Source organism: Paenibacillus sp. YN15 (assembly GCF_003285005.1).
Lineage (GTDB): Bacteria > Bacillota > Bacilli > Paenibacillales > NBRC-103111 > Paenibacillus_AR.
This window is the reverse complement of sequence record NZ_QMFA01000049.1, coordinates 25,289-51,402: the sequence shown is the minus strand read 5'-3', so window position 1 is coordinate 51,402 and position 26,114 is coordinate 25,289. Positions and strand designations below refer to the sequence as shown.

Below are 26,114 nucleotides of genomic sequence, written 5' to 3'. Positions count from 1 at the left end.
TTGGAGCATGCCAAAAACGAAGGTGCGACAGCGGCGCTTGACAGGTTTCGTTCATATCAGCGGAACCATAGTCCGGGTAGATAGCCCTCATCAGACCCTAAGCCCCGCTGCAATAAGCATTCACAGCCGATAATCATCCAAGTTCATCGGAAATGATTATAGCCTCTCCCTTGTCCGGACTGCATAATAATACCGACCGGCCAGGCGTCTGCGGCATTGCAGCAAGCGCCTCCGGCGGGTACATACACCATAAAAAAGGGAGAGGAAACGCAAACCATGAAACGAAAGAAAACATGGAAACAGGCCGTTTGCGCCATGCTTACGGCGACAATGCTGCTCGGCTCCGTCCCCCTGTCAGGGGGAACGGCTTACGCGTCCCCGGTTGCCCCTGCCGGGAGCACGGTGCTGCTGCAGGAGGATTTTGAGGGGGTATATGCGGACAATGCGGCATGGGACGGGGGCAGTCAGACCCGCCCTTCCACTATTGCGGGTTTTGCCGCCGTATCCACAGGAACAGCGGTTGAAGGAGAGAAAATTGAGCTGATAGAAGCCGGGGCTTCCGTATTGTCCTCCAAAGCCCTGAAGATTACAGAGGCGAATTTTGTGAAAGCTGCGCCTACCACTACGGGGATCAAACGGACCCTGTCCCAGAATATTTCCGAGGGGACGGTCACGGTTGAACTGGACTTTGCCTTGTCCAATGTGACTAAGAACGGAATCATTTTGCAGGTGCTGGATGCAGACGGCAAAGTGGTGGTTGACGTTCAGAACAAGAACAATCCCGTAACCAGCGGCACAGGCGCTTTTGCCTGCTTTTATACCAGTGACAATAAATTCGTCCCCATTGGCGGCGCCAACATTCTCAATAATACCGGTTATCACCTGAAGGCCGCGCTGGATCTGGGTGAAAACAAAGCCAATTATTACTTGTCCAAGCTGGACGGAACGCCTGTAGGAGAATTGCTGGGGCAGCCCTTCAAAAACACTCCGTCGGGCGGGCTTGGAGCCATTGCATCCTTTACCAAATCGGGAGAAAGCGGTCCCGCCTGGAACATGTCCCTGGACAATATCCTGGTGTACCACAGCCTCCTGCCCAAAGCCCCTGAAGGCCTGACAGCCACAGGCGGCAACAGCAAGGTGGAGCTGGGTTGGAATTCGGTTACTGAAGCCACCTACTATACGGTAAAACGCAGCCTTGTGAGCGGAAACGGTTACAACGTCATCGCGCCTCAGGTTGCCGCTCCGCAAGGGGTGACTGCCGTAACCTATACGGACACCACGGCCGTAAATGGCACCACATACTATTATGTGGTCACCGCCACTGCTCCCACAGGGGAGTCCGCACCGTCCGCGGAAGTGAGCGCTACAGCGGCGGCAGGGCCCATCCTGCCCGCAGCGCCCCAGAATGTAAGCGCAGCGGCGGGGAATGGCCAGGTTGGCTTAACCTGGACAGCCGTTAACGGAGCCTTGTCGTATACGGTCAAACGGAGCAGCGAGGCCCAAGGGCAGTATGCGGAAGTGGCCGCCGGATTGACCGGCACAGCCTATACCGATGCCGGTTTAACCAATAACAAAACGTATTATTATGTGGTTGCCGCCGTCAATGCAGCCGGCGAAAGCGCCCCGTCCCAGGCTGCGTCAGCTACACCGGGGGATTTCCTGATCGGCGACGACTTTGAGGGAAGCGCCTTGGGCGTGCTGCCGGCCGGTTACACCACTCCCTACGGAAGCGGCGTTATCACCAAATTTGATGCAGGCAATAATACCACAGTTGTGGCCAACAACAGCCTGACCAACAGCTTCGGCAACACTTCGGGAGCCATTGCCGGCAACGATTCCAAGGTGTTGTGGATCAATGACGGTGTGGGCCGCGGCGGCTTTAACCGGGCTTTTGCGCCGGTAACGGCGGACAGCAACGGCGGCGTTACCGCGACGCTGGAGTTTATGCAGGCCAAAACGGTAGGCGATTCCTATATGCTGGAGCTGCTGGACAGCAACAATAAAATTGCCGTCAGCTTCAACATCAACTCTTCACCGGTCAAAATCGAGGCCAACAAGTGGTACAAGGTTACCTATGTGGCGGATGTGAAGGCCAATACCGCCGATCTCTATGTATCCGCCAAGGGCAGCGCTGAGGGCGAAACGACCGTCTATAAGGGGAATATTGCCTTTTCCGCTCCCGTAACGGATATCGCCTCCCTGAATATGCGCATGGCCGGCTCCTCCACCGGATCGGCTTATGTGGACAATATCCGGGTTGACCGCCAGGAGACTGCGGTGCCCCAGGCCTTATCAGGTGTCGGCGCCAATCAAAAGGCCATTCTTTCCTGGTCTGCCGCCAGCGGTGCGGAGAGCTATTCGGTTTATCGCAGCCTGGACGAAAACGGTCCCTTCGAAAAAATCGCCGGGGGCATTGCCGGCTCCGAGGACGCAAAGGTGATTGAATATACGGATGCCGCCGCCCTCAAGAATGAAACCGACTACTATTATCGGGTCACGGCAACCCGGGCCAATCTGGAAAGCGGGTTCTCCAATATTGCTGCAGTTAAGCCTACGGATACCCAGCCGCCTGAAGGGAAAGTAACAAACCTGCAGGCGGTTGTGCGCGACGGACAGCTGACCATAATGTGGGAGAAGCCGGAGAACGAGAAGGAAGAGAACAAGGAAGAGAACAAGAAGAGTGCAACCAGCTTCTATACCGTAGAACGGGCAACGAAGCCGGAAGGTCCTTATCTGCCTCTTTCGCTGAACGGAAAAACGAAAATTGAAGGAACCTCCTATCTGGATATGGGGCTGCGGGAGGATACAGCCTATTATTACAGAGTGACGCCGGGGAACGCCGGCGGCATGGGTCCCTCCGAGATTTTGGAGGCCGGTTCGCCGGCGCCTGTTTTGCAGGCTCCTGTGCTGCTTGCAGCGGAAGCTTTTGGCGGGAAAGTGGAATTGAACTGGACGGCCGTTCCCGGAGCGGATAAATATGTTGTAAGCCGCAGTGAAGCAAACGGCGGACCTTACAGCCGGATCGGCGCCGACAATATCGCTGCGACTTCTTATCAGGATAAGACGGCCGTAAGCGGCGTGACTTACTACTATGTGGTGACAGCGGCCAACGCCAAGCAGGAGAGCCGAATTTCCAACCAGCGCAGCGTTTATGCTTACACCGCCCCTGCAGGAGCCCCGGCTGCTCCGGCCAATGTGCGTGCGGAAGCGGCCACAGGCAAGGTGGCGCTGGCATGGACCGCATCGGATTCGGCAGAATCCTATCAGGTGGAGCGCAAATCCGCCAACGGCGCATATGAGACAATCGGAACGGCAACCCAAACAGGCTTCGAGGATCATTCCGCCGCCAACGGTGTTCTCTACACCTACCGGGTCACGGCGCAGAATGGAGCCGGAGCAAGCGCTCCTTCGGCGGAGGTTCAGGCTTTGCCTGCGAAGGTGCTGAAGGTGGACAGTCAGGCGGCAGCCGATGATGCAGGTGTATTCAAAACCATTCAGGCTGCCGTGAATGAGGTGCCTGCCGCCAATACGGAGCGTGTGGTTATCTCCATCGCCCCGGGCATATACAAGGAAAAATTAGTTGTCGCCAGTCCCTACATTACCTTGGCGGGAGCAGGCATGGATGAAACCATCATCACTTACGGCGACTATGCGGGTACTTCCGCTACCGCCGGTCAGCCCGGCCATATGGGCAATACCTTCCTGAGCCAGACCGTGGATGTGAAGGCGGATTATTTCCAGGCGTACAATCTTACAATCGAGAACAGCGCCCGTCCCCGGAAGCAGGTGGCCCAGGCGGTAGCCCTTTCGTTGAAAAGCGATATGGCGGTTCTGGAGGGTGTCCGGCTGAAGGGCTACCAGGATACGCTGTACAACGGCCTGAACGCGCAAAATGCCGGCCGCCACTATATCGCCAACAGCATCATTGAAGGGGACGTGGACTTCATCTTCGGTGAAGCCCCCACAGTAGTGCTGAGTAATGTCACCATGCGGCTGGTCAGCGACGAGGGCGCCACTGGCGGCCATATTACAGCAGGCGCCCAGAAGAATGAAAGCGACATCGGCTATGTGATTATCAACTCCCGGGTGGAGGATGATCCCTCTGCGCAAGGGGCCTATGATCTGGGCCGCCCCTGGAAGACATTTGCCGATGTAAGCTTTGTCAACACCTTTATCGACTCCGAGAAAATGATTCCTGAAGGCTGGGTGGCCGCTTGTGCCGGAGATTGCATTCAAAGCTTCTTCTCCGAATACAACAGCTATGGTCCGGGAGCCAATGCGCCGGGACGCTCCATTGCTGTCATGGAAACGGGCAGAGAAGCCAGCCCAAGCATTCCCCAGCTCTTCGGCGGATGGGACCCGACAGCGGCCGCAGCCATGCCCCAGGTCAGCTACCGTCCGTCCCTGTCCTCCACTTATGCCAGATTCGACGGGCATGCTGCCAAACGGTCCGATGTCTACCTGATGGCGGAAAGTCATGGACGCGCTTTGCAGAGCGTGACCCTGAACGGGGCGGCGCTGCCGGCATCCGCTTATGCGGTGCAAGGCGATGTAGTTGTATTGCGCCAGGATTATCTGGCCGGTTTGCCGTCGGGCACAGCGCGGTTTGTCTTCCATTTTGACGGTGCGGATGTGGAATTCCCGGTGCAAATCGCCGATACCTCCGTAACGGAGCTGGGCAGACAAACCCTGGCCCCCAATGACGGCTGGGCATCTCTGGGCACCGGCACCACAGGCGGCTCGGCTGCGGTCGGCGCCAATGTGTTCTATGTAAGCAAGCGCAGCGAGCTGATCAAAGCGGTCAGCGGCAACACGCCCAAAATTGTCTATGTCACCGGCACCATCGATATGAATGTGGATGATAACGACCAGCCTATAGGCATGGAGTTCTACCAGGACCCGGCCTATGATCTGGAGGCCTACCTGGCTGCCTACGATCCGGCGGTATGGGGCAAGAATCTGCCCTCCGGCGAGCTGGAAAATGCCCGGGCCCGTTCCGCCGGCAATCAGGGAGCCCGGATCAAGATCACCGTAGGCTCCAATACCACCCTGGTGGGCCTGCCCGGGGCCAAAGCCAAGATTCTGGGCGGCAATGTGAACCTGGATAAGGTGGATAATGTCATTATCCGCAATATCGAGTTCGCCAACACCTTCGATTATTTCCCGCAATGGGACCCGACTGACGGCGAATTCGGCAACTGGAACTCGGCATACGACAGCATTTCCGTGAAGGGCTCCACACATGTATGGGTGGACCGCAATACCTTCAGCGACACCGGCGGGCTGGATGATCCCCACCACACCTATTTTGGACGGAAATTCCAGCAGCACGACGGAGCGGTGGATGTGACCAACGCATCCGATCTGGTTACGGTGTCCTATAACTACTTCCATAACCATGACAAGCTGAATCTGGTGGGGGGAAGCGACCAGAACACGGCCGATGACGGCAAGCTGAGAATCACCTTCCACCACAACTATTTCAAGAATGTGGGCCAACGGGCGCCTCGTGTCCGGTTCGGCCAGGTCCATGTTTATAACAACTACTATGAAGGCTCGGCGAAGTCTTCCCTGTATCCGTCCCTGTACTTCATGGGCGTAGGCTACAAATCACAAATTGTGGCCGACAACAACTATTTTGTCAGAGAAGAGGGGGCTCTTCCCCAATCCCTGATTCAGGTTTCACCAGGCGGGACTGTATTTACGGATACCGGCTCCTTGTTGAACGGCAAGCCTGTAAATATAGCGGAAGCCTATAACGCTTCCGCCGCGGCGCCGCTGAGCCCGGCTGCATGGACGCCCATCCTGTACACCTCTATGGATGCCACTGCGGATGTGCCCAAGGCTGTGCTTTCAGAGGCCGGTTCGGAAGGCACGCTGGAGTGGACAGAGCCCGAAACACCGTCTGAAGAACCTGCTGCCGGCGGAGCATCCGTACCTGCTGTACCCCAGTCCGACACGGTGAAACTGACTCCGGAGGCGGCAGCGGCAACCCTTGCCGACGGACGGAAGGCGGAGAAATTCACGCTGAAGGATAGTGAAGTGGAAAAGGCTCTGCAAGGACTTAAGGCCGAGGCCGGCAAAACACCGGTGCTTGCTGTGGAAGCAAAGGGCAAGGAGCCCGTTGCGCAGGTGGAGCTGAGCGCAGCTTCCCTGGAAGCGGTCAAGGCGAAGGCTCCGGACGCGCTGCTTGTAGTGAATACGGTATCCGGCGCCTACCGGATTCCGGTTCAGGCCATTGATCTTGATAGTCTGGCCAAACGCCTGAATGCTGCTAAAACCGAGGTTATCCTGACGCTGCAAGTTGGTCCGGCAGGAGCGGAAACGGCTGCCGCCATTGCCAAAGCGGCCGACGGGGGAGCAGCGAGCCTGCTGTCCGCTCCGGTAGAGTTTAAGGCGACGGCTTCATCCAAGAGTGCAGCCGAGGAGTTGAAGGATTTTGGCACCCGCTATGTAGAGCGGGTTCTCCGGGCGGATTCGGCAGCTTCTCCCGCAATGGTTACAGCCATGAAGTATGATCCGGTGAAGAAGACTCTGCAATTTGTTCCGGCGCTGATTACCCGTGACGGCAGCGGATTGCAGGCGGTGATCAAACATCCGTCCAATGGCATTTTTGTCCTGGTGCAGGCAGTGGAACGGCCCTTCGCCGACCTGGCTGGGCATTGGGCGGCCAAGGATATACAGCTCCTGTCCGGCAAAGGCATTATTGACGGCATTGCCGACAACCGGTTTGCGCCGGAGGGCATCCTGACCCGGGCAGAGATTGCCGCGCTTCTGGCGCGGGCTGCCGGTCTGGAGGAAAAAGCATTGTCCGGCGGCGGAATGACCGATGTGCGGGCAGACGACTGGTACGCCGGTTATGTGCAGGCTGCCGTATCCGCCGGTCTGATCGACGGCTATGAGGACGGCACCTTCCGGGCGGAAACTCCGGTTACCCGCGAGGAGCTGGCCGTGCTGCTGACCCGAGCGCTGGCGCTTGCCGGCCGCCCGGCTGACGGCTCCGGAAGCACGGCGGCGGCATTCACCGACGGCTCCAGCATAAGCGGCTGGGCCAAGGATGCTGTCCGTGCCGCACAAGCGGCAGGGCTGGTAAACGGCCTGGAGGACGGCAGCTTCCGTCCGCAGGCCCAAGCTACCCGGGCGGAGGCCGCCGTTATGATCAAGCGGTTCCTGCTCAAGGCAGCGTTCATGAACGAATAGCGAGGCTGCGGCAACGCACAAAAGCAGAGGTCCATGGGGCCTCTGCTTTTGGTTGTCGCCGGATTGCGTCAGCCCTTCCACGGGGGAAGGGACTTGACCAGCTCCTCATCCGGCGTGACAAACAGTGTTTTCTGGTGGTCGTAAATGACGAAGCCGGGTTTTGCCCCGTTGGGCTTGCGCACATGGCGGATCAGGGTGTAATCCACCGGCACCAGGCTGGAGGATTTGCCCTGGCTGTAATAGGCCGCCAGTTGGGACGCCTCATGAAGCGTCGCATCGCCGAAGGCTGCCGCCCGGATTACCACGTGGGAGCCCGGCATATCCTTGGTGTGCAGCCAGGTGTCGGAGGGATGGGCCAGCCGGTTGGTCAGATACTCGTTCTGGGTATTGTTTTTTCCCACATAAAGCGGGATGCCCTCGCTGGATCGGAAGCAGGCGATAACAGGTTTGTCATTCTTCTTTTTCTTCCGGGTCTTTTTGTTCCGGTCCCGCAGGTAGCCCTGCTCCACCAGCTCCTCCCGGATTTCCGCCACATCCTGCATGGCCGCATTGTCCAACTGCTGGAGCAGGGAATCCAGATAGATGATTTCCTGCCGCGCGCCCTCCATCTGCTCGCCGACTACCGCCAGGCTGTTTTTCATTTTGGTGTAGCGGCGGTACAAGCGCTGCGCATTCTCCGACGGGGACAGAAGCGGGTCCAGGGGAATCGTCAATGAAGGCTGGTCTTCCTCGTAATAGTTGATGACCTCAACCGACTTGTCCCCTTTTTTGACCAGATGCAGATGAGCCGTTACCAGCTCCCCTTGAATCCGGAAGCGGTCGGCGTTTTTGGCCTCCTCCAGAGTTTCCCCAAGCTTCTCCAGCTTCTTGATGTTCTTGTTCCGCTCATTCTGCAGGAACTTCAGCAGATCCGCCGTCCGCTGTTTGACGGTATCCCGCTCCGCTTTGTCGCCGTAGAACCATTCCAGCAGCTCGCTGATGGAAGCCGCGGCCCGCCGTTCCCCCTCCACATGAGTGAGAGTAATCACCGAAAAGAAGGAACGTCCCTTGGCATCCGTCACCTGATTGGGTGAAAAGCGGCCGGATTTGACCTCCTCCATCACTTGGCTGAAAACCTCCCACAGGGCATCGGCCTCGCCGTTGCTGCCCCGCAGGAGAAAGCTGCGATGGGCGATTTCCCTTGCGGCCAAAGGTGAAATGCCGCTGTACGCACCCACCAGCGCCTCCTCTGCGCCGCGTCCGGTCTGGCTGTCCGGCTCTGTGCCCACGGCGGCCCGGAAGCTCTCCCGGTCGGTGAAGAGGGGATTCGCCTTGCCCTGGTCCGGAGGCGATACATAGGCGGCTCCGGGCATTACAATCCGGTAGCTGCTGATGGATGGCGTAACATGATGAATGCCGTCCAGGATCAGACCCGTATCCGGGTCCATCAGAATCAGATTGCTGTGCCGCCCCATCAGCTCCATCACCAGGAGCTTCACGCTCACATCCCCCAGCTCATCCAGCTGCCGGGTGCGGATGCGGATGATCCGCTCCATGCCCACCTGCTCCACCGCCTCGATCACGGCGCTTTCGCAATGCTTGCGCAGCAGCATGCAGAACATGGGCGCTTCAAAGGGATTCATAAAATTCTGCTCGGTAAAATGGGCCCGGGGATAGGTGGGGTTGGCGGAGAGCAGCAGCTTCCGGTTGGCCCCCTGGGCGCGCATCTGGATCACAATATCATGATCCGAGGGTTGGTGTATTTTGTTAATGCGTCCGCCCACACAGGCTTGAAGCTCCTGGACAAGGGCATGGACGACCAGTCCGTCTAATGACATGATGACAACTCCATTTCCTTTAATTCAAGAAGATGCACCTTCTATATTGCCATATTCTCGAACAAAACTTAAGCGGAAATGCAGTTTTAATCATTTTTTCCGCCGGGAACAGCGTTATGGGGGAAAAGAAGGAGGGCTATACCCGATGCTCCTCCCGGTACTGGCTGGGACTCTTGTGCATCCTCCCGGAGAACACCCGGCTTAAATAAAAGCCGTTGCTGAAGCCGGATTGCCGGGCGATTTCCTCCAGCGTGAGCGGGGTGTGGGTAAGCAGGCGGCATGCCCGCTGCAGCTGGAGCCTTTTGATATATTCAGACGGATTCAGCCCATAGGCGCGCTGAAACCGCCGGGCAAATTGCACATGGCTAAGCCCCAGAGAGGAGGCAAGCTCCTTGACCCGGCATGGCTCCGCATAGGTGTCTTCGATTATCTGGCGCGCCTGATCCATCAGAGGATCATGGGACGCAACCAAGCCGGGAGCGGCCTGCTCGGTCCAGTGCAGCCGCAGCAAATCAAGAAACAGGTGGCTCCGCCAGCGGACAAGCAGCTCCCCGGTGATAGCGGGCGGCTCCCGCATGAGCGCAAGGGTGGAATGCAGGCGTGAGGTGTTGCGGACAAGCCATTTGGTTTCTTTGGGGTAGAGGCGGGGCGGCAGGTGCTCGCCGGACTGATTCAGCCAATCGAATACAAGAAAGTGAAAGGTTATAGCATGTTCGGCGGAACGATGGAAGGATTCATGCGGCGGGCAAAGGAGAAATGAACCGGGCCCGGCCATCCCTTGGGATTCACCGATACGGTATGCGCACTCCCCTTGTTCAATAATGAAGATGGTCCATTCCTTCTGCTTATTGACAGGCATTTCAAACTGGGGCTTGTTCAGAAAATAGTGGTAGCGGCTAATCTTGGGCGCATAGTCCCAGGCCTCCATGGAAAACTCCATCGGAACAACCTCCTTCGGTGAACAAAAGTATATGTATGTTGATAAAAGCCTGCATGGTAAAGGGGAAAACGTTCATTTACTATGAAGATAAATGAATGCTTGGCAAATAGCAACATACCGAAGGAGAGAATGTCATGAAGCAGTTGACAGAAAGTTATGAAGTGCTTGTTTGCGGAGGCGGTCTGGCCGGCGTATGCGCGGCTATTGCAGCGGCAAGAACCGGAGCAAGCACCTGTATTGTGCAGGACCGCCCTGTATTCGGGGGCAACAGCTCATCGGAAATCAGAGTGTATACCCAGGGCGCGGCCAATTATCATGCCTTTGCCCGGGAAACGGGAATCATCTCCGAATTGCTCATTGAGGAGCGGGCGCTGAACCATGAATCCTGCCATGAGTGCGGACGGACCAACAGCGTATGGGACATGGTGCTTTATGACAAGGTTGCGGGCACTCCCCAGCTGGTCTTTTATCTGAACACATCCGTCTATGCTGTCGAACAGGATGACAAGGGCGCCATCAAGGCAGTGAAGGCCCGGATTGCCAATGGGGAAACCGAGCTTGTCCTGCAAGCAAGGACAGTCATCGATTGCACCGGTGACGGAATTGTCGCCCATCTGGCAGGATGCCAATGGCGCATGGGATCGGAGGCCCGGGAGGAATTCGGCGAGCCTCATGCTCCAGAGGCAGCCGGCGACGATGTGATGGGAAGCTCGATTCTTTTTCGCGCCAAGGATGTCGGGAGGCCGGTTCCCTTCAAGGCTCCTGCCTGGGCGTTCTCCTACGATGATCCCGATGTGTTTTATAAAGGCGGCCGTATTCCCTATAATCCCCAGGGCGGATATTGGTGGATCGAGCTGGGGGTTCCCTGGAATACCATCAGCGATCACGAAACCCTGCGGCATGAGCTGACCCGGCATGTATTGGGCATTTGGGATTTTATGAAGAACAAGGACCCCAGGATGAAGAAAAAAACGGAGAATTACGCCTTGGACTGGATTGGTCAGGTGCCCGGGAAACGGGAGAGCCGAAGAATCATGGGCAAATATATGCTGACAGAGCTTGATTTGCTGCAGCAGACCGTGTTTGCGGACGAGGTGGCCTTCGGCGGCTGGTATGTGGATTTGCACCGGCCCGGCGGATTGCTGGCGGAGTACAGCGAGCAGGCCTCGGTGGAAGGGCGTCAATCGGAATATATGAAAAAAAGCTATGTGGGCCCATACGGCATACCGCTGCGCTGCCTGCTGGCCAAGGATGTGCCCAACCTTATGCTGGCCGGGCGCAATATCAGCGTGACCCACGCGGCCCTTGGCAGCACCCGGGTTATGGGGACAACGGCCTTGCTGGGACAAGCGGCGGGAACGGCGGCGGCTATGGCCTGTCGGCAGGGCGCGGAGCTGTCCGTATTCGCGGAAAGGGGAGTGGATGGACTCAAGCAGCAGCTTTTGCGGGACGGCTGTTTTCTGCTCCATACGGTGAATAGCGACGATGCCGACCTTGCCAGACAGGCGGCCGTTGCTTCCAGCAGCGAGGGCCGTCTGGAGCAAGCCGGGCCCGCCGGCGATGAGGAGCTGGCCAGCGGGCTTCAGGAGGATAAGCTGGAGCAGCGGCGGGGACAATGGATTGCCACAGGCCCTGAGGGCCTGGAGGCGGTCAGTGTCTATGTCAGCAATCTGACGGCTGAGACCCAATGGCTTGAAGCGGCGCTGGTTGTTGTAGAGCATATCTGGGATTACCGCAAGGAGGGCATGGGCGAATTGGCCCGGACCAGGCTGAGAGTACCGCCGGGCGAGAAGCAATGGCTGCGCTGGCAGGTGGAGCCGTCCTTGTCCGGCAAGTCTCTGCAGGGCTGCGGCTATGTCCGCCTGGAGCTTGGGCCGCATCCCGGGCTGGCCTGGCACAGGGCTGCGGATACAGCTCCAGGAATGCCTGCGGCTTACGATACGGGCGGCGGCGGGATGATGCGGCTTGGCTCGGGCAGGACGCTGGCTTTTGCAGTGGAGCCCGCCCAACATGCTTATCCGGCCGCCGGCATTGTCAGCGGAGTGACGCGCCCTTACCGCAGTCTGAATATGTGGCGTTCCGAGCCGGGGAAAGAGCTGCCCCAGTGGCTGGAGCTGTCCTGGGCGGCGGCCGTTCCCATCGGCTGCGTGCAGATTACCTTTGCCAATCTGATGCTGCGGGATTACCGCTTCTATCCGCCGTTTCACCGCAATCCCGAATGCGTCAGCGACTTTTCCCTGGAAGCCTGGGCGGATGGCCAGTGGCAACCGTTGGCGCGTGTGCAGGATAATTACCAAACGTTGTGCAAGGTGAAGCTGCCCGCTCCGGTGTCGGCATCCAAGCTGAGGCTCGTCGTCCATGCCACCAATGGCGCCGACTCCGCGATGGTTAGCGAGATTCGGGTGTATGACTCCTAAGGAGCGGGGAGGACATTAGCCATCCAGGCCGCCGCTATACGCGGCAGCGAAGATGGATGAAATGTCGGCCTGCGGCTTGGCCCGGTTATTTCCGAGCAGCTGTGCTAATTTGCTGCTTGTCTGAATAAATTTAAGCAATGAGACGGGACAAGGAGGAACTGCACACATGAGTGAGAGGACCTGGCATCAGTTGTCAGCGGAAGAGACGCTGCAGGCGCTGAATACCCATCCGGCCGAAGGACTGACCGCCAAGGAAGCGCAATTGAGGCTGGAAGAGCGCGGGGCTAACGAACTGTCGGAGGGGAAGACAGTTTCGCCAGTGACGTTGTTTTTAAACCAATTCAAGGATTTTATGGTGCTGGTTCTGATGGGCGCCACTCTGATTTCGGGCATGCTGGGAGAATATCTGGACGCCATCACCATCATTGCCATCATCATCATGAACGGCATCCTGGGCTTTATCCAGGAATTCCGGGCGGAACGGTCCCTGCGGGCGCTGAAGGAGCTGTCGGCCCCCCACGCCAAGGTGCTGCGAGGCGGCTCCATAGAGCAGATTCTCGCCAAGGATCTGGTGCCCGGAGATATCATTCTCCTGGAGGCAGGGGACCGCGTTCCCGCCGATATCCGCTGGCTGACCGCCAATAACATCTACGTGGAGGAGTCCGCCCTGACCGGGGAATCCGTTCCTGTCCGCAAAGCCACCGAGGCGCTGAACCACCCGGATGTGCCCCTTGGCGACCAGCGCAATCTGGGCTTCATGGGCACATTGATCACCATGGGCACGGCCACAGCCGTCGTAATCCGGACCGGCATGGATACGGAAATGGGCAAAATCGCCGGCCTCATCGAAAGCACCGAGGAAATGGAAACGCCACTGCAGCACCGTTTGGAGCAGCTGGGCAAGCTTCTGATCGTTGTGGCGCTGGCCCTCACCGTTCTGGTAGTCATCGCGGGCATCCTCCACGGCCAGCCGGCTTACGCCATGTTCCTGGCAGGGGTATCGCTGGCGGTAGCCGCCATTCCCGAGGGGCTTCCCGCCATTGTCACCATCGCCCTGGCTTTGGGCGTACAGCGGATGATCAAGCGCAAGGCCATCGTCCGCAAGCTGCCCTCCGTGGAAACCCTGGGCTGTGCCTCCGTCATCTGCTCCGACAAAACGGGCACCCTCACCCAGAATAAAATGACCGTCACCCATCTGTGGCTGGGCGGCAAGCTGATGGAGGTCAGCGGAGAGGGTTACATCCCGCGTGGGGAAATCCGCTGGGAGGGCAAACCCGCCGACGTGCGCAAGGACCAGATGCTGCGCCGGCTGCTGCAATCTGCGGCTCTATGCAATAACGCCAAGCTGATCCAGGAGACGCCGACTCCCGTCAAAGGCAAAAAGGAGAAGGGGGCCAGCGAGGAAGGGGAATGGCGCATATCCGGCGATCCCACGGAAGGGGCGCTGGTGGTGCTTGCCTCCAAAGCGGGGCTGTCCCCGGCCTCCCTGGAAGGGCTCTACCGGCGGGTGATGGAATTCCCCTTTGACTCCGAACGCAAGCGCATGTCCGTGCTGCTGGAGCATCAGGGCGGCAGACTGGTTTTTGCCAAAGGCGCCCCGGATGTGCTGTTGGACAAGTGCGCGTATATTCTCTGGGAGGATAAGGTGATTCCCTTCACCGGAACCCTCCGCCAAAAGGTAATGGCCGCCAACGAGGGCATGGCCAAATCGGCCCTGCGGGTATTGGGCTTTGCCTATAAGGAAGTGAAACCCTCTGAACGCTGCGAGGACAGCGACGGGGCGGAAAGCAATCTGGTGTTTATCGGCTTAAGCGGCATGATCGATCCCCCCCGGCGCGAGGTCAGAGAAGCCATCTCCACCTGCCGCAAGGCGGGCATCAAGACGGTGATGATTACCGGTGACCATCAGACAACGGCAGAGGCCATTGCCCGCCAGTTGGGGATGCTGCCCCAGAACGGGCTGGTGCTGAACGGCACGCAGCTGGCCGCCATGAGCGATGAGCAGCTGGAAAAGCGGGTGGAGGACATCTACGTCTACGCCCGGGTATCCCCGGAGCATAAGCTGCGGATTGTCAAGGCGCTGCAGAAGCAGGGCCATGTGGTAGCCATGACAGGCGACGGAGTCAACGATGCCCCGGCCATCAAGGCGGCGGATATCGGGATTTCCATGGGGATAAATGGAACGGACGTGTCCAAGGAAGCGTCGGCGCTGATTCTAAGCGACGACAATTTTGCCACCATCGTGGCGGCGATTGAGGAAGGCCGGGGGATTTACGAGAATATCCGGAAGTTCATCCGCTACCTGCTGGCATCCAATGTAGGGGAAATTCTCACCATGTTCCTGGCGATGATGATGGGCATGCCGCTGCCCTTGGTGCCGATTCAGATTCTCTGGGTCAATCTGGTGACAGACGGCTTGCCGGCGATGGCGCTGGGTGTGGATCAGGCGGAAAAGGACCTGATGCAGCACAAGCCAAGAGCGGCCAAGGAGAACATCTTCGCCCGCCGGCTGGGCTGGAAGATTATCAGCCGCGGGATTGTCATCGGCGTTTGCACCTTGGGCGCCTTCTGGCTCACCCTGCAAACCGGCCCTGACGGGGATGCGGAAACCTTGATGAAGGCCCAAACCGTGGCCTTCGCCACCTTGGTGGCGGCTCAGCTGATTCATGTGTTCGATTGCCGCAGCTCCCGCTCCATCTTCCACCGGAATCTCTTCCAGAATAAAGCGCTGGTGCTGGCGGTGCTGTCCTCTCTTGCACTGATGCTGGCGGTTATGTATATCGATGCTTTGCAGCCCATTTTCAAAACCGTGGATCTGGGGCTGAAGGAATGGATTCTGGCTCTGGTGGCCGCAGGCATTCCCACCTTCTTCTTCGGCATCGGCAGTGTGGTCAGCGGCACCAAGAAAAAACGTCCGCCCCTTATTCAAGGCGGAGCCGCCTCTGCCAAAAAAGCGGCATAAATCCTCATGCAAGCAGCTTGTTCCATACCTGTCCGCGCCGGAAGGCCGGATAGGGGGGCGGCTGCTTTTTCACTTATTCCGGCTGCTGCTGCGGCGGAGTGAAGGAAATGATGAATTTGCTGCCCTGGCTGCCGGTTTCCACCCGGATGGAGGCGTTGTGCCTGGAGGCGATGCTGTAGCATACGGCCAGTCCCAGCCCGGTGCCGCTGTCCTTGGTGGTATAAAAGGGGGTGCCCAGCTTCTGCACCACATCCTCCGTCATTCCGCAGCCTTCGTCGGCAATGGTGAGGAGAACGGATGTCCCGTCCATGGCGGTTTCAATCCGCAGCGTGCCGCCGGGCTCCATGCTGTCCAGGCCGTTTAAGGCCATGTTCAGGATCATTTGGCGGATTTCCTTCTCATCCAGCCTAAGAGCGGGAATGGGCTTAAGCTCGGCCAACGCCTGCTTGCTGTTCATCACCGCCTCCGCCTGGATCAGCGGGAAGATGGACTCCACAATGGCATTCAGGCTGCGCGGCTGCAAATCGGAGGATTTGTTTTTGGCCAGGGTGAGAAACTCGGTAATAATGCTGTTGGCCCGATTGATTTCCTCCAGCATCATGTTCACCGATTCCTCCGTCAGCTCCCGCCGCTGCCGCTTGTACAGCTGGAGAAAGCCGCTGACCGTGGTCATGGGGTTGCGGACCTCATGGGCAATGGCCGCCGCCATTTCGCCGATGAGATGCAGCCGCTCCAGCCGGGCAGACTGGCTTTCCCAATGCTCCTTTTCCGTGATGTCCATGATCACGATCAGCAGCTTGGGCACCCCTTCCAGAAGCAATGGCTGCTCGGAAAGCAAACCGAACCGGACGGCGCCGGTTTTGGTCTGGAACTGGATTTTGGCGTTGCGGTGAAAAAGGGCTTGTTCGTCGGCAGTGAAGCTCTCCTGCTCCAGCAGCTTCATGTCCAGATAAGGCTCGGGCATCCGGTTCATCTCCTCCAGAGAGTAGCCGGACAGCTCCCGCCAGGCGTCGTTTACGTCCAAAAATTCATCCTCGACGGAACGGATGGCCAGCATGCAGGGGCTGGTGGAAAAGACGGTGCGGAACAGCAGGTGGGACTCCCGGATTTCCTGATAAGCCCGGACCAGGGAGGCGGTCCGTTTTTCCACGGTTTGCTCCAGCTCCTGGTTGACCCGGTTCAGCTTTTCCTCGGCTGCGGCCAGCATCCTGTTGTTTCTCTCCAGCTCCAGGGTTTTCTGGCGCAGTCTGCGGTTGGCCCGCTCCAGCTCCTGCTGGTAATGGTGGACCCTCACCAATGCCCGGATTTTGTAGCGGAGTATATCCGGGTTGAAGGGCTTCTGCACATAATCGATGGCTCCGGTGGAATAGCTGTTGGTAATGCCGGATTCCGTCTGGCTGTGGGCCGTTACGAACAGAATGGGGATATTGCGGAAGGATTTGCGGCTTTTGATAAACCGGGCGGCTTCCAGTCCGTCCATACCGGGCATCTGGATATCCAGCAGGATCACCGCAACCTGGCTTGCATCCGCATTCAGCATATAGTCCAACAATGCCTCTCCCGAATTGAGGCAGGTCAGTCTGTAGGCGGGATCAGCCAACACCGCTTCCATAGCGAACAAATTTTCCTTCCTGTCATCCACAATGATGATTTCCACGGCTTCGCCGGGAATGTCCGCTGCTTGTTGCATGGCCTTGTTCTCCCCTTTTTATTGGTTATGGAAGCGGTAGATTCTGTGCTGCAGCATAAACGGCTCCCATTCCAGACGTTCATTTTCCTTAAACAGGGTCAGGGCCTCCTTGCTCCCCAATGCCAAAAACCCCCCCGCCGACAGGCTTTTCATAAACAGTCTCAACACATCCTGCTGCAGCGAACGCTGGAAATAGATCATCACATTGCGGCAGATGATGAGGTGGAATTCATTGAAGGATTTGTCCGTGGCCAGATTGTGGCGGGCGAAGGTGATATTGCTCCGCAGCTCCGGCTCGATTACGGCATGATGCTCCGAGACGGTGTAATAGTTGGAAAAGGGGAGATACCCTCCCGACAAAATATAATTGCGGGTGTAATTCTGCATCCGGTCAATAGGGTACTTTCCCTCCTTGGCCTGGGCCAGCCAATCGTCGTTCAGGTCCGTGGCAAAGATGCTGCATCTGTCGTACAGATTCTCCTCCTTCAGCAGAATGGCCAGGGAGTATGCCTCCTCGCCGGTGGAGCAGCCCGCATGCCAGATCTGAATCCGGTCCAGCTTGCGCAGCTCGGGAAGCAGCTGCTGGCGCAGCACCTGGAAAAAGGGCGGGTCCCGGAACATTTCGGTAACGGGGATGCAGATGTCATTAAACAGCTTTTTCCAAAGGGAGGGCTCCCGCAAAATCTTCTCCTGCAATTGGGAAATGCTGGACAGCCCTTCCGCCTTCATCCGGTACAGAATGCGCCGGGTTACCGACGATTCGGAATATTGGCGGAAATCATAGCCGTACATCTGATAAATGCCCTCCAGAAGCAGCCTGACTTCAATTTGCTCGGCAGCATTGGCGGTAACGTTCAGGAGATCGGTCATGACGAATTCCTTCCGGGCAGCCAAACCTGGATAATCGAGAGCAGCTTGTCCAGTCTGACAGGCTTGCTGATATAATCATCGGCCCCCGCTTCAATGCACAAATCCCGGTCTTCCTTCATCGCCTTCGCTGTCAGGGCAATGATGGGGATTTTGCCGAACACGGGAGACCGGCGGATGATCCGCATGGCTTCATATCCATCCATATCGGGCATCATAATATCCATCAACACCAAATCCACCTCCCGGGTTTCCAGGGTGGACAGGGCCTCTTCGCCGTTGGAGGCGCAGATGACGCGGTAATTATGCTCCTCCAGCACGGCGGAGAGGGAATAAATATTGCGCATATCATCATCCACCAGCAGAATCGAAAAATCATGATCCGCCATATCCATGGGCAGGGGAGAGGGCTCCAGAGCTGCGGCGCTTTCCTGCAGTCTGGCGCAGTAGCTTCCGTCAACGGGCAGGGTCAAGAGAAAGGTGCTGCCGGCATTAAGGGTGCTTTTCACCGAAATGGAGCCCCCCATCAGAGTGGCCAGCTCCTGGGAAATGGCCAGGCCCAAGCCTGTCCCGCCGAATTTGCGGCTGGTATTGCTTTCTACCTGGCGGAAGGCTTCGAATATGCCGATCTGATGCTCCGGCGAAATGCCGATGCCCGTATCCGTGACCTCAAAGCCCAGGGCAAAGGGCTCCTCCTCATGGACGTACACCCGCAGGGTGACAGAGCCGGATTCGGTGAATTTCAGCGCATTGGACAAGAGGTTCCGCAGGATTTGAAGCAGCCGTTGCTTGTCCAGACTCACATGCATCGCCTTCAGCTCCTCCGCCATCAGCAGGTTGAAGGCAAGGCCTTTGCGGTCCATCATGGGCAGGAATTGCTGGTTCAGCTCATGAATCGGCTCCTGGAGAGGGAAGCTCTCCTCAAGAAGGGTCATTTGGCCGGCCTCAATCTTGGACAGGTCCAGAATATCGTTGATCAGATTCAGCAGCTGGTTCCCCGACATCACCATGGTTTCCGCGTATTCCCGCTGTTTGGGGCTCATGTTGCCGTCCTTGTTTTCCCGCAGAATCTGCGCCAGGACCAGAATACTGTTCAGCGGAGTCCGCAGCTCATGGGACATATTGGCCAGAAATTCCGATTTATAGCGGGAATTCATCCCGGAGATTTTGACCTGCTCCTCCAGGCGTTCATTCAGGCTGCGGAGGGCCTCCTGCTGCTGCAGCAGCTCCTCGGATTGCACCTGAAGCTCTTCATTGTAGGTCTGGGACTCGGAGAACAGCTGCTCCACGTGCTTCTGGTATTGCAGGTTGCGAATGGAGGTGCCCAGGGAGTGGTTGGCGATTTCCGCCAGAAGATTCATCCGGCTGCCCTCAATAGGCTGGAAGGAGGCAAGCTCAAGCACGGCAATCACCTCTCCCCTGTGGGAGACGGGCAGGAGCAGCAGATGGTCAGGCTGCGCCGAGCCCGCACCGGAAAAAACGCGGATATAGTGCTCCGGAACCTGGAGGTCCAGGAGCTTGCCTTCCTTGGCGCATTGGCCCACCAGGCCTTCGCCAAAGACGAAGCTGTCTTGGATATCGGAGCGGATGTCCCAGGCGTAAGCCCCTGTCCGCACATACACCGGGGTTTCGGTGTTGAGATCCATCACATATAAGCTTGCGCAGGAAGCCCTCATCAGAGGCACGATTTTGGACAGCAGCTTATCGCTTAAGGCAGCCAGATCCCGATTATCCTGGTAAATGGAAGCCACATCGGCCAGATTGGTTTTGATCCAGTTTTCAGCCTCCAGCTTCTGTTGGTAGAGCTTTTCCCGGTTTTCCCGTTCCTCCAGGGCGTCGGCCATCCTGTTGTAGGCGACGGCAATATCGCTGATCTCATCCTTTTCCGCTATGTGGATACGCGGCAGAGACCCTTGATGCCCCGCTTCAAAATCATCCATCACACTGCTGATCCGGTTGATGCTGCGCAGCGCCCCCCGCATAACATTGGAGCCGATCAGCACGGATAACAAAACCAGCAGCAGCCAAAAGCCGACAATGATCAGCTTCGAGCGTTCAATGGACGCTTTGGATTCATCGGAGGTGGCCACCATAACTTCTTCCTGGAAGCTGATATACTGGCCCATGGTTTCGGCAAAAGCCTTGCGCGCAACCTCCAGATTGTAGACATTCCGCAGACGCGAGTTGTCGTTCAGCTCCACGCTTTCATTGATAAGGGCGGTGATCTCCTGAAACCTTTGCTCGTACACGGAAAAGCTGTCCTTTGCATGTTTCAAAAAAGTCTTTCCCTCTGTCAAACGGGTTAACTCGTCCAAACGGACAAAGTCCTCGCGGATTTGGGAGTCAAGCTGCTGGAGCTTGGGCTGGTCGATGGTTTGCTGGTCCGGATTAAGGGTGTTCAAATTGATCAGGTTCTGAATTTGGCTGGCGTTGGAGAGAATCCTCTCCCCCAGTCTCACCTTGACATAACGGTCATTGACGATATTGCCCAGCTTTGCGTCAAGGGTATTGCCAAGGTAATATACCAGCGCGCTGAATATGGTGATCAATAGGAGGATGGCGGAAAAGCCGGCGATCAAGCGGTTGCGAAAGGTCATGTTTTACTCTCCGGTCTCGTTAATGTGCTTGCTATTGAATTTTAAGTATAGCAAATATTGATAATCTTTTCATTTCAATAGAGAGGTTTCGCAGCATTTATTGAAGAAACATTTTTTGCCGGCTGCAGATTTGCCCTATGCTTTTGTCCGGGAATACGCTATGATTGTTGCTTAAGGAATGGGCTTGCTCTTATGCGGCTGCGAGTGAAACAAAACATACTGAAAGTACATGGCCGCCAGGGGCGTTCTCGCGTAAGCTTTTGGTGAATGCCGATCTTCCGGCAGACTATTATAGAAGGAGCGGGTAGACAGATGGAATTTACCAAAATGCATGGTTTGGGCAACGACTTTATCCTGGTGGCGGGCAAAACGGCGCTGCCTGCCGAGGCAAGCGAGCTGGCGGTAAAGCTGTGCGACCGGTTTTTCGGTATCGGAGCCGACGGGTTGGTGTACATTCTGCCGTCGGAGAAGGCCGACTTCATGATGCGGATTATGAATTCGGACGGCTCGGAGGCGGAGCAATGCGGCAATGCCATCCGCTGTGTGGCCAAGTATGTGTATGACCGCGGCCTGACGGACAAGACCGAGGTTACCATCGAAACCATCGGCGCCGGGGCCCAGAGGGTGCAGCTGACGGCGGAGAACGGCAAAGCGGTGAAGGTCAGGGTGGATATGGGAGCGCCGATTCTGAAGGGGCTGCAGGTGCCCACCACTGTGGACGCGGAGCAGGTGATCCATCATCCCATTGAGGTGGACGGCCGGGAATTCCGCTTTACGGCGGTGTCCATGGGCAATCCCCACTGTGTCATCTATGTGGATGATGCGGTAAGCTTCGATCTGTACGCCTGGGGCCCGAAGCTGGAGAAGCATCCCATGTTCCCGCGGAAGGTCAACGTGGAATTCGCCACTGTCAAATCCCGGGATTATGTGGATATGCGGGTCTGGGAAAGAGGCGCGGGACCGACCCTGGCCTGCGGCACAGGCGCCTGCGCGACCTTGGTCTCCTCGGTGCTCAACGGGCTCACCGGCAGAACGGCCGTTGTGTCGCTGAAGGGCGGCGAGCTCCTGATCGAATGGAGCGAAGCCGACAACCATGTCTACATGACCGGCCCGGCGGAAGAGGTGTATACGGGCAGACTGTCTGTTTAATCCCCGACCTGGCCAGGTTATGGAGGCTGCCGCCGATTGATGTATAGACAAATATGGGAGGAATCGTGATGGGAGAAGGTCAGCGGCTTCCCGATCTCCGGGAGGCCCTTCTTCACGGAAGGCTGACGGGAGACGGCGCCATGGGCACCTATTTGTACCAGCTGGGTTTTCCGGTAGGGGCTTCATATGAGGAATTCAATCTGGAGAAGCCGGACATCATTCTGGATATTCACCGCCGCTACGTGGAGGCCGGCGCACAGCTGGTGGAAACCAACACCTACTCGGCCAACCGGGACAAGCTGTCCAAGTTCGGCCTGGAGCAGGACGTGGCTGCCATTAACCGGGCGGGAGTGCGCCTGGCCAGAGAGGCTGCGGGAGATGCGGCCTATGTGCTGGGGGCCATCGGCTCGTTGGCGGGAGGCCGGAAGCGCCCCGCAGGCAAGGAGCGGGTCCGGCAGAATGTCAGGGAGCAGGCCGAGGCTCTGCTGGAAGAGGGTGTGGACGGGATCATTCTCGAAACCTATTACCTGCTGGAGGAGCTGGAAGCGGCCTTGGAGGCGGTTCGCCTGGTGGATGGCCGGGTCCCGGTAATTTGCCAGCTGGCTACGGACGGCAACGGCCTGACCCTGGACGGAGCCGCTTATGCTGCCGCCTTCAAGCGCCTCCTCGAAGGCGGCGCGGATGTGGCGGGCTTCAACTGCCACAGCGGTCCCGGCGGCATCCTGCGGGCCTTGGACAGGCTTGGCGCTGACAGCTCATGGACTCCTGGAGTGCCCTTGTCCGTCTATCCCAACGCAGGTTTGCCCGGCATTGTGGACGGCCGGTATACCTATCTGGCCACGCCCGAATATTTTGCCGATATGGCGCTGAAGTTTGCCGCGGCGGGAGCGCGGATCATCGGCGGCTGCTGCGGCACGACCCCGGAGCATATCGCCGCCATCGCCAAGGCGCTTGCGGGATATGCCCCTGCCCCGGCGTCCGGCGGCCAGGACAAGGCGAAGGCGGAGCGCCGGGAAAAGGTGACGGTGGCCGAGCCCTCGGCTGAAGCTCCGGCGTCCGGCGGCCAGCCCTCCATTGTGGAGCTGGTCCGGGATTCCGTCACGGTGATCGTCGAGCTGGACTCTCCCCGGGATCTGGCCTCCGCCAAATTCATGACCGGAGCGGCCGTCCTGCGGGATGCCGGAGCGGATGCCATTACCATGGCGGACAATTCCTTGGCCCAGATCCGGATGAGCAATTTGGCCATGGGCTATCTGGTCAAGGACAGGCTGGGCATGCGGCCGCTGTTGCATGTGGCTTGCCGGGACCGCAATCTCATCGGCACCCAAAGCCATCTGATGGGGCTGCACGCCCTGGGCATCGACCATCTGCTGGCCATTACGGGAGACCCTGCAGGCGTGGGGGATTTGCCGGGAGCCAGCTCCGTGTACGATCTGAATTCCTTCGAGTTGATCCGCATGTCCAAGCAATTGAACGAAGGCATTGCCTTCTCCGGCAAACCCCTGAAGCAGCGGGCAAGCTTCGTGGTAGGGTCGGCTTTTGATCCCAATGTGAAATATATCGATAAAGCCGTTCTGCGCATGGAGAAAAAAATCGAGGCCGGCGCCGATTATTTTATGACCCAGCCGGTTTACGACGCGTCCATGGTGGAGAGACTGTATCAGGCTACACGCCATATTTCGGCCCCGATTTTTGTGGGCATCATGCCGCTGATCAGCGGCCGCAACGCCGAGTTTCTCCATAATGAGGTTCCGGGCATCCGGATTCCCGATGCCGTCCGCAGCCAGATGGCCGGTCTGGAAGGGGAAGAGGGCAGGCGGATGGGCGTGAAGCTGGCCAAGGAGCTGGTGGATGTTATTCTCGGAAGGTTTAACGGCATTTATCTGATGACGCCCATGCTGTTTTATGAAATGACGGCAGAGCTGACGCGGTATGCCAAAGAAAGGGTTTTTCCACTTGTACCCTTGAGCAAAATGAATTAGAATAGGATATCGGATGTGATGGCATGATTCGCAGTATGACCGGTTTTGGCCAGTCCAGCCGGAAGCTTCCCGGATTCCGCATCCAGGTTGAAATACGATCCGTGAACCACCGTTATGCGGAGACCTCGGTCAGAATCAACCGGGAATGGCTGTCTTTGGAAGACGGCATCAAGAAGTGCGTGGCCCGCGATATCAAGCGGGGGCGTGCGGATGTGTATGTCACCGTGGAGCCGGATGGGCAATCCGGCAAGACGCTGCTGATTGATTGGGACCTTGCCGCCGCCTATATGGAAGCGGCAGGCCAACTGAAGGCCAAATTTGGCTTGCAGGATGAGCCCCGGCTGGGGGAGCTCCTGAATGTCCCGGATTTGCTTCATCCCGGCGAGAGCAGCCTGGGCGAAGCGGCTTTTCCGGAGCGGGAGCTGATGGCCTGCGTGGAGGAAGCGGCGGCGCAGCTGGCTGCCATGCGGGCGGCTGAAGGCGCCCATCTTCACGAGGACCTGATCCGCAGGCTGGCGGTGCTTGACGGGCACCTGGCTGCCATGAAGGCGATTGCGCCGGAGGTGGCGGAGGATTACCGCCGGAAGCTGGCGGCCAGAATTCAGGAGCTGCTGCCCCAGGATACGGTGATGGACGCCGGCAGGCTGGAGCAGGAAACCGCCCTGATGGCGGACCGGTGCAGCATCGATGAGGAGCTTACCCGCCTTGCCAGCCATATGGCGCAGTTTGCCGGGCTGCTGGACGCGGAGGAGCCTGTGGGACGGAAGCTGGATTTCCTGATTCAGGAGATGAACCGGGAGGTTAATACCGTCGGCTCCAAGGCCAACCGCTACGAGCTGTCCAGGCTGGTGGTGGAATTGAAAGCGGAGCTTGAAAAAATCCGCGAACAGGTGCAAAATATCGAATAAGCGGGAATAAGAAGGACGATACTGGTGTAAGACTCGCGCCTTCCTGATATAAATGCCAGATCAGCTTCATTTTCCAACATTTTTGCCTGCCGGCGCGTAATCCCTTATAAGGCCCGGGGAACCGGCACAGGCGAGGAGGACCAAGATGGCCATCAAACTTATCAATATCGGATTCGGGAATATCGTATCCGCCAACCGCATCATCTCCATTGTCAGCCCTGAATCGGCGCCGATCAAGAGAATTATCCAGGAAGCCCGGGACCGTCATATGCTGATCGATGCAACTTACGGAAGAAGGACAAGGGCCGTTATCATCACCGATAGCGATCACGTGATATTGTCTGCGGTTCAGCCCGAAACGGTTGCCCATCGGCTCTCCAATAAGGACGATGACAATGACGAATAAGAATAGAGGCATCTTGTTGGTGCTGTCAGGCCCCTCGGGTGTAGGCAAGGGCACAGTTTGCGCAGCCCTCCGCAAGACGGGCACGGAGCTGGTGTATTCCGTGTCGGCCACTACGCGCCAGCCGAGAGAAGGGGAAGTCCACGGCGTCAACTATTTCTTCAAAACCCGTGAGGAATTCTCCGCCATGATTGAAGCGGACGATCTCCTGGAATATGCCGAGTATTGCGGCAATTATTACGGGACGCCCCGGGAATTTGTGGAGGAGACGCTGGCTTCCGGGCAGGACATTATTTTGGAAATTGAAGTGCAAGGCGCATTGAAGGTGAGAAAAAAGTTCCCGGAGGGCGTGTTTATTTTCCTTCTGCCCCCGTCGCTGGATGAACTGCAAAGCCGGATCGTAACCCGGGGCACCGAGACGGAGGATGTGATCAGAAGCCGGATGAGCATTGCCCGTGAGGAATTGCGGCTGATGGAGCATTATGATTATGCCATCGTCAATGACCAGGTAGAGGCCGCCTGCGGCCGTATTCAGGCGATTCTTACAGCCGAGCGCTGCCGCAAGGAGCGTATGGTGACGACAATAAAACAATGGATTGAAGAGGTGCAATAATATGCTATATCCATCCATCGACAAGCTGCTGGACAAAGTGGACAGCAAGTATTCCCTGGTGGTCGCCGCCTCCAAGCGGGCGCGCATGCTGAAGGACAATGCCAAGACGGATCTGAAAAACCCCAGAGCCCACAAGCATGTAGGCGTAGCCCTGGAAGAGCTCTACGGCGATTACATCCAATTTGAAAAATCGCCTAGCCGGGACAGCAACGGTTTGAACTTAAAGTAACCCAAGAGATAACAACCGGTTTAGACGGTTGTTATTTTTTTCAGAATGTGCGAACATATATACGTCTATATATGATGAGAGAGCAATAACAGGCTGGTCCAGCCTGCGGCATGGGGTGGGGATTTCAGGATAGCGGAAGGGGATTTCCGTTATTTCTGTTGCCGTGGACGGAAGCTTGCAATAGCGGAAGAGATTTTCCGCTATTGCCCCATTTTTCCTCTTGCCCCCTTGTGTACAGCGCTATTAGCGGAAAAAAGCTTCCGTTAATTGTTTATCGCAGAGGGTTGCCACTTCGTTAGCGGAAATTCTGTTCCGCTATTTGGCGGGGATTAACCGAAGC

The 26,114-nt window shown here is 57.5% G+C and carries 14 protein-coding genes and 2 pseudogenes; 11 read left to right on the top strand and 5 right to left on the bottom strand.

All coding sequences use genetic code 11. The features are described from left to right. Positions 1–276: 276 nt before the first annotated feature. From DQG13_RS31965 to DQG13_RS31955, 3 genes and pseudogenes are all read left to right on the top strand, one after another. Positions 277–4,623 (top strand): annotated as a pseudogene (locus tag DQG13_RS31965) (pectinesterase family protein); the annotation flags it as partial. A 9-nt stretch (positions 4,624–4,632) separates the two neighbouring features. Next, positions 4,633–5,868 (top strand): annotated as a pseudogene (locus DQG13_RS31960) (pectate lyase family protein); the annotation flags it as partial. Positions 5,869–6,495: 627 nt separating this feature from the next. Then, positions 6,496–7,200 (top strand): S-layer homology domain-containing protein, encoded by a 705-nt coding sequence (locus DQG13_RS31955; RefSeq protein WP_397334024.1) that lies wholly within the window; start codon positions 6,496–6,498, stop codon positions 7,198–7,200. A 68-nt stretch (positions 7,201–7,268) separates the two neighbouring features. On the opposite strand, the gene DQG13_RS26690 is transcribed toward DQG13_RS31955, so the two are convergent. Continuing rightward, entirely contained in the window at positions 7,269–9,017 is a 1,749-nt protein-coding gene (locus DQG13_RS26690) for an Rqc2 family fibronectin-binding protein (protein ID WP_113023232.1), read from the bottom strand. Between the two features lie 136 nt (positions 9,018–9,153). Next, positions 9,154–9,957 (bottom strand): AraC family transcriptional regulator, encoded by an 804-nt coding sequence (locus DQG13_RS26685; RefSeq protein ID WP_113023231.1) that lies wholly within the window; start codon positions 9,955–9,957, stop codon positions 9,154–9,156. A 134-nt stretch (positions 9,958–10,091) separates the two neighbouring features. On the opposite strand from DQG13_RS26685, the gene DQG13_RS26680 reads away from it, so the two are divergent. Continuing rightward, entirely contained in the window at positions 10,092–12,374 is a 2,283-nt protein-coding gene (locus DQG13_RS26680; RefSeq protein WP_113023230.1) for an FAD-dependent oxidoreductase, read from the top strand. A gap of 166 nt (positions 12,375–12,540) precedes the next feature. Next, entirely contained in the window at positions 12,541–15,336 is a 2,796-nt protein-coding gene (locus DQG13_RS26675; RefSeq protein ID WP_113023229.1) for a calcium-translocating P-type ATPase, SERCA-type, read from the top strand. A 73-nt stretch (positions 15,337–15,409) separates the two neighbouring features. Here the strand turns inward: DQG13_RS26675 and DQG13_RS26670 are convergent, their stop codons facing one another. Genes DQG13_RS26670 through DQG13_RS26660 form a run of 3 tightly spaced genes read right to left on the bottom strand, consistent with a single transcriptional unit; the run spans position 15,410 to position 20,490 of the window. Further along, the gene (locus tag DQG13_RS26670; protein WP_113023228.1) at positions 15,410–17,026 is read right to left on the bottom strand and encodes a response regulator; all 1,617 of its coding nucleotides are present in this window, start codon (positions 17,024–17,026) and stop codon (positions 15,410–15,412) included. 18 nt (positions 17,027–17,044) lie between these two features. Next, positions 17,045–17,896: a CheR family methyltransferase gene (locus tag DQG13_RS26665; RefSeq protein ID WP_113023227.1), complete on the bottom strand. Its 852-nt coding sequence runs from the start codon at positions 17,894–17,896 to the stop codon at positions 17,045–17,047. Beyond that, positions 17,893–20,490 (bottom strand): response regulator, encoded by a 2,598-nt coding sequence (locus DQG13_RS26660; RefSeq protein WP_113023226.1) that lies wholly within the window; start codon positions 20,488–20,490, stop codon positions 17,893–17,895. The genes DQG13_RS26665 and DQG13_RS26660 overlap by 4 nt, the downstream gene beginning before the upstream one ends. 312 nt (positions 20,491–20,802) lie before the next feature. On the opposite strand from DQG13_RS26660, the gene dapF reads away from it, so the two are divergent. From dapF to rpoZ, 6 genes are all read left to right on the top strand, one after another. Further along, positions 20,803–21,639, top strand: coding sequence for a diaminopimelate epimerase (gene dapF, locus DQG13_RS26655; RefSeq protein WP_113023225.1), 837 nt, complete (start codon positions 20,803–20,805; stop codon positions 21,637–21,639). Between the two features lie 68 nt (positions 21,640–21,707). After that, on the top strand, positions 21,708–23,621 hold the full coding sequence (locus DQG13_RS26650) for a bifunctional homocysteine S-methyltransferase/methylenetetrahydrofolate reductase (RefSeq protein ID WP_113023224.1): 1,914 nt from the start codon (positions 21,708–21,710) through the stop codon (positions 23,619–23,621). A 23-nt stretch (positions 23,622–23,644) separates the two neighbouring features. Beyond that, positions 23,645–24,529: a YicC/YloC family endoribonuclease gene (locus DQG13_RS26645; RefSeq protein ID WP_113023223.1), complete on the top strand. Its 885-nt coding sequence runs from the start codon at positions 23,645–23,647 to the stop codon at positions 24,527–24,529. A 145-nt stretch (positions 24,530–24,674) separates the two neighbouring features. Beyond that, positions 24,675–24,935, top strand: a complete 261-nt coding sequence (remA, locus tag DQG13_RS26640; protein ID WP_040948586.1) for an extracellular matrix/biofilm regulator RemA — start codon at positions 24,675–24,677, stop codon at positions 24,933–24,935. After that, a complete protein-coding gene (gene gmk / locus DQG13_RS26635; protein ID WP_258525881.1) occupies positions 24,925–25,545 on the top strand; it encodes a guanylate kinase in 621 nt (206 codons plus the stop codon). Before remA ends, gmk begins: the two co-directional genes overlap by 11 nt. A gap of 1 nt (position 25,546) precedes the next feature. Beyond that, on the top strand, positions 25,547–25,774 hold the full coding sequence (rpoZ, locus tag DQG13_RS26630) for a DNA-directed RNA polymerase subunit omega (RefSeq protein WP_113023221.1): 228 nt from the start codon (positions 25,547–25,549) through the stop codon (positions 25,772–25,774). Positions 25,775–26,114: the final 340 nt, after the last annotated feature.

What these genes read in the sequence shown, in the direction of transcription:
- DQG13_RS31955 (WP_397334024.1), top strand. Translation starts at nt 6,496, where the DNA reads ATGGTTACAGCCATGAAGTATGATCCGGTGAAGAAGACTCTGCAATTT.
- DQG13_RS26645 (WP_113023223.1), top strand. Translation starts at nt 23,645, where the DNA reads ATGATTCGCAGTATGACCGGTTTTGGCCAGTCCAGCCGGAAGCTTCCC.
- DQG13_RS26685 (WP_113023231.1), bottom strand. Translation starts at nt 9,957, where the DNA reads ATGGAGTTTTCCATGGAGGCCTGGGACTATGCGCCCAAGATTAGCCGC.
- DQG13_RS26690 (WP_113023232.1), bottom strand. Translation starts at nt 9,017, where the DNA reads ATGTCATTAGACGGACTGGTCGTCCATGCCCTTGTCCAGGAGCTTCAA.
- DQG13_RS26665 (WP_113023227.1), bottom strand. Translation starts at nt 17,896, where the DNA reads ATGACCGATCTCCTGAACGTTACCGCCAATGCTGCCGAGCAAATTGAA.
- rpoZ (WP_113023221.1), top strand. Translation starts at nt 25,547, where the DNA reads ATGCTATATCCATCCATCGACAAGCTGCTGGACAAAGTGGACAGCAAG.
- DQG13_RS26675 (WP_113023229.1), top strand. Translation starts at nt 12,541, where the DNA reads ATGAGTGAGAGGACCTGGCATCAGTTGTCAGCGGAAGAGACGCTGCAG.
- DQG13_RS26670 (WP_113023228.1), bottom strand. Translation starts at nt 17,026, where the DNA reads ATGCAACAAGCAGCGGACATTCCCGGCGAAGCCGTGGAAATCATCATT.
- remA (WP_040948586.1), top strand. Translation starts at nt 24,675, where the DNA reads ATGGCCATCAAACTTATCAATATCGGATTCGGGAATATCGTATCCGCC.
- DQG13_RS26650 (WP_113023224.1), top strand. Translation starts at nt 21,708, where the DNA reads ATGGGAGAAGGTCAGCGGCTTCCCGATCTCCGGGAGGCCCTTCTTCAC.
- dapF (WP_113023225.1), top strand. Translation starts at nt 20,803, where the DNA reads ATGGAATTTACCAAAATGCATGGTTTGGGCAACGACTTTATCCTGGTG.
- DQG13_RS26680 (WP_113023230.1), top strand. Translation starts at nt 10,092, where the DNA reads ATGAAGCAGTTGACAGAAAGTTATGAAGTGCTTGTTTGCGGAGGCGGT.
- gmk (WP_258525881.1), top strand. Translation starts at nt 24,925, where the DNA reads ATGACGAATAAGAATAGAGGCATCTTGTTGGTGCTGTCAGGCCCCTCG.
- DQG13_RS26660 (WP_113023226.1), bottom strand. Translation starts at nt 20,490, where the DNA reads ATGACCTTTCGCAACCGCTTGATCGCCGGCTTTTCCGCCATCCTCCTA.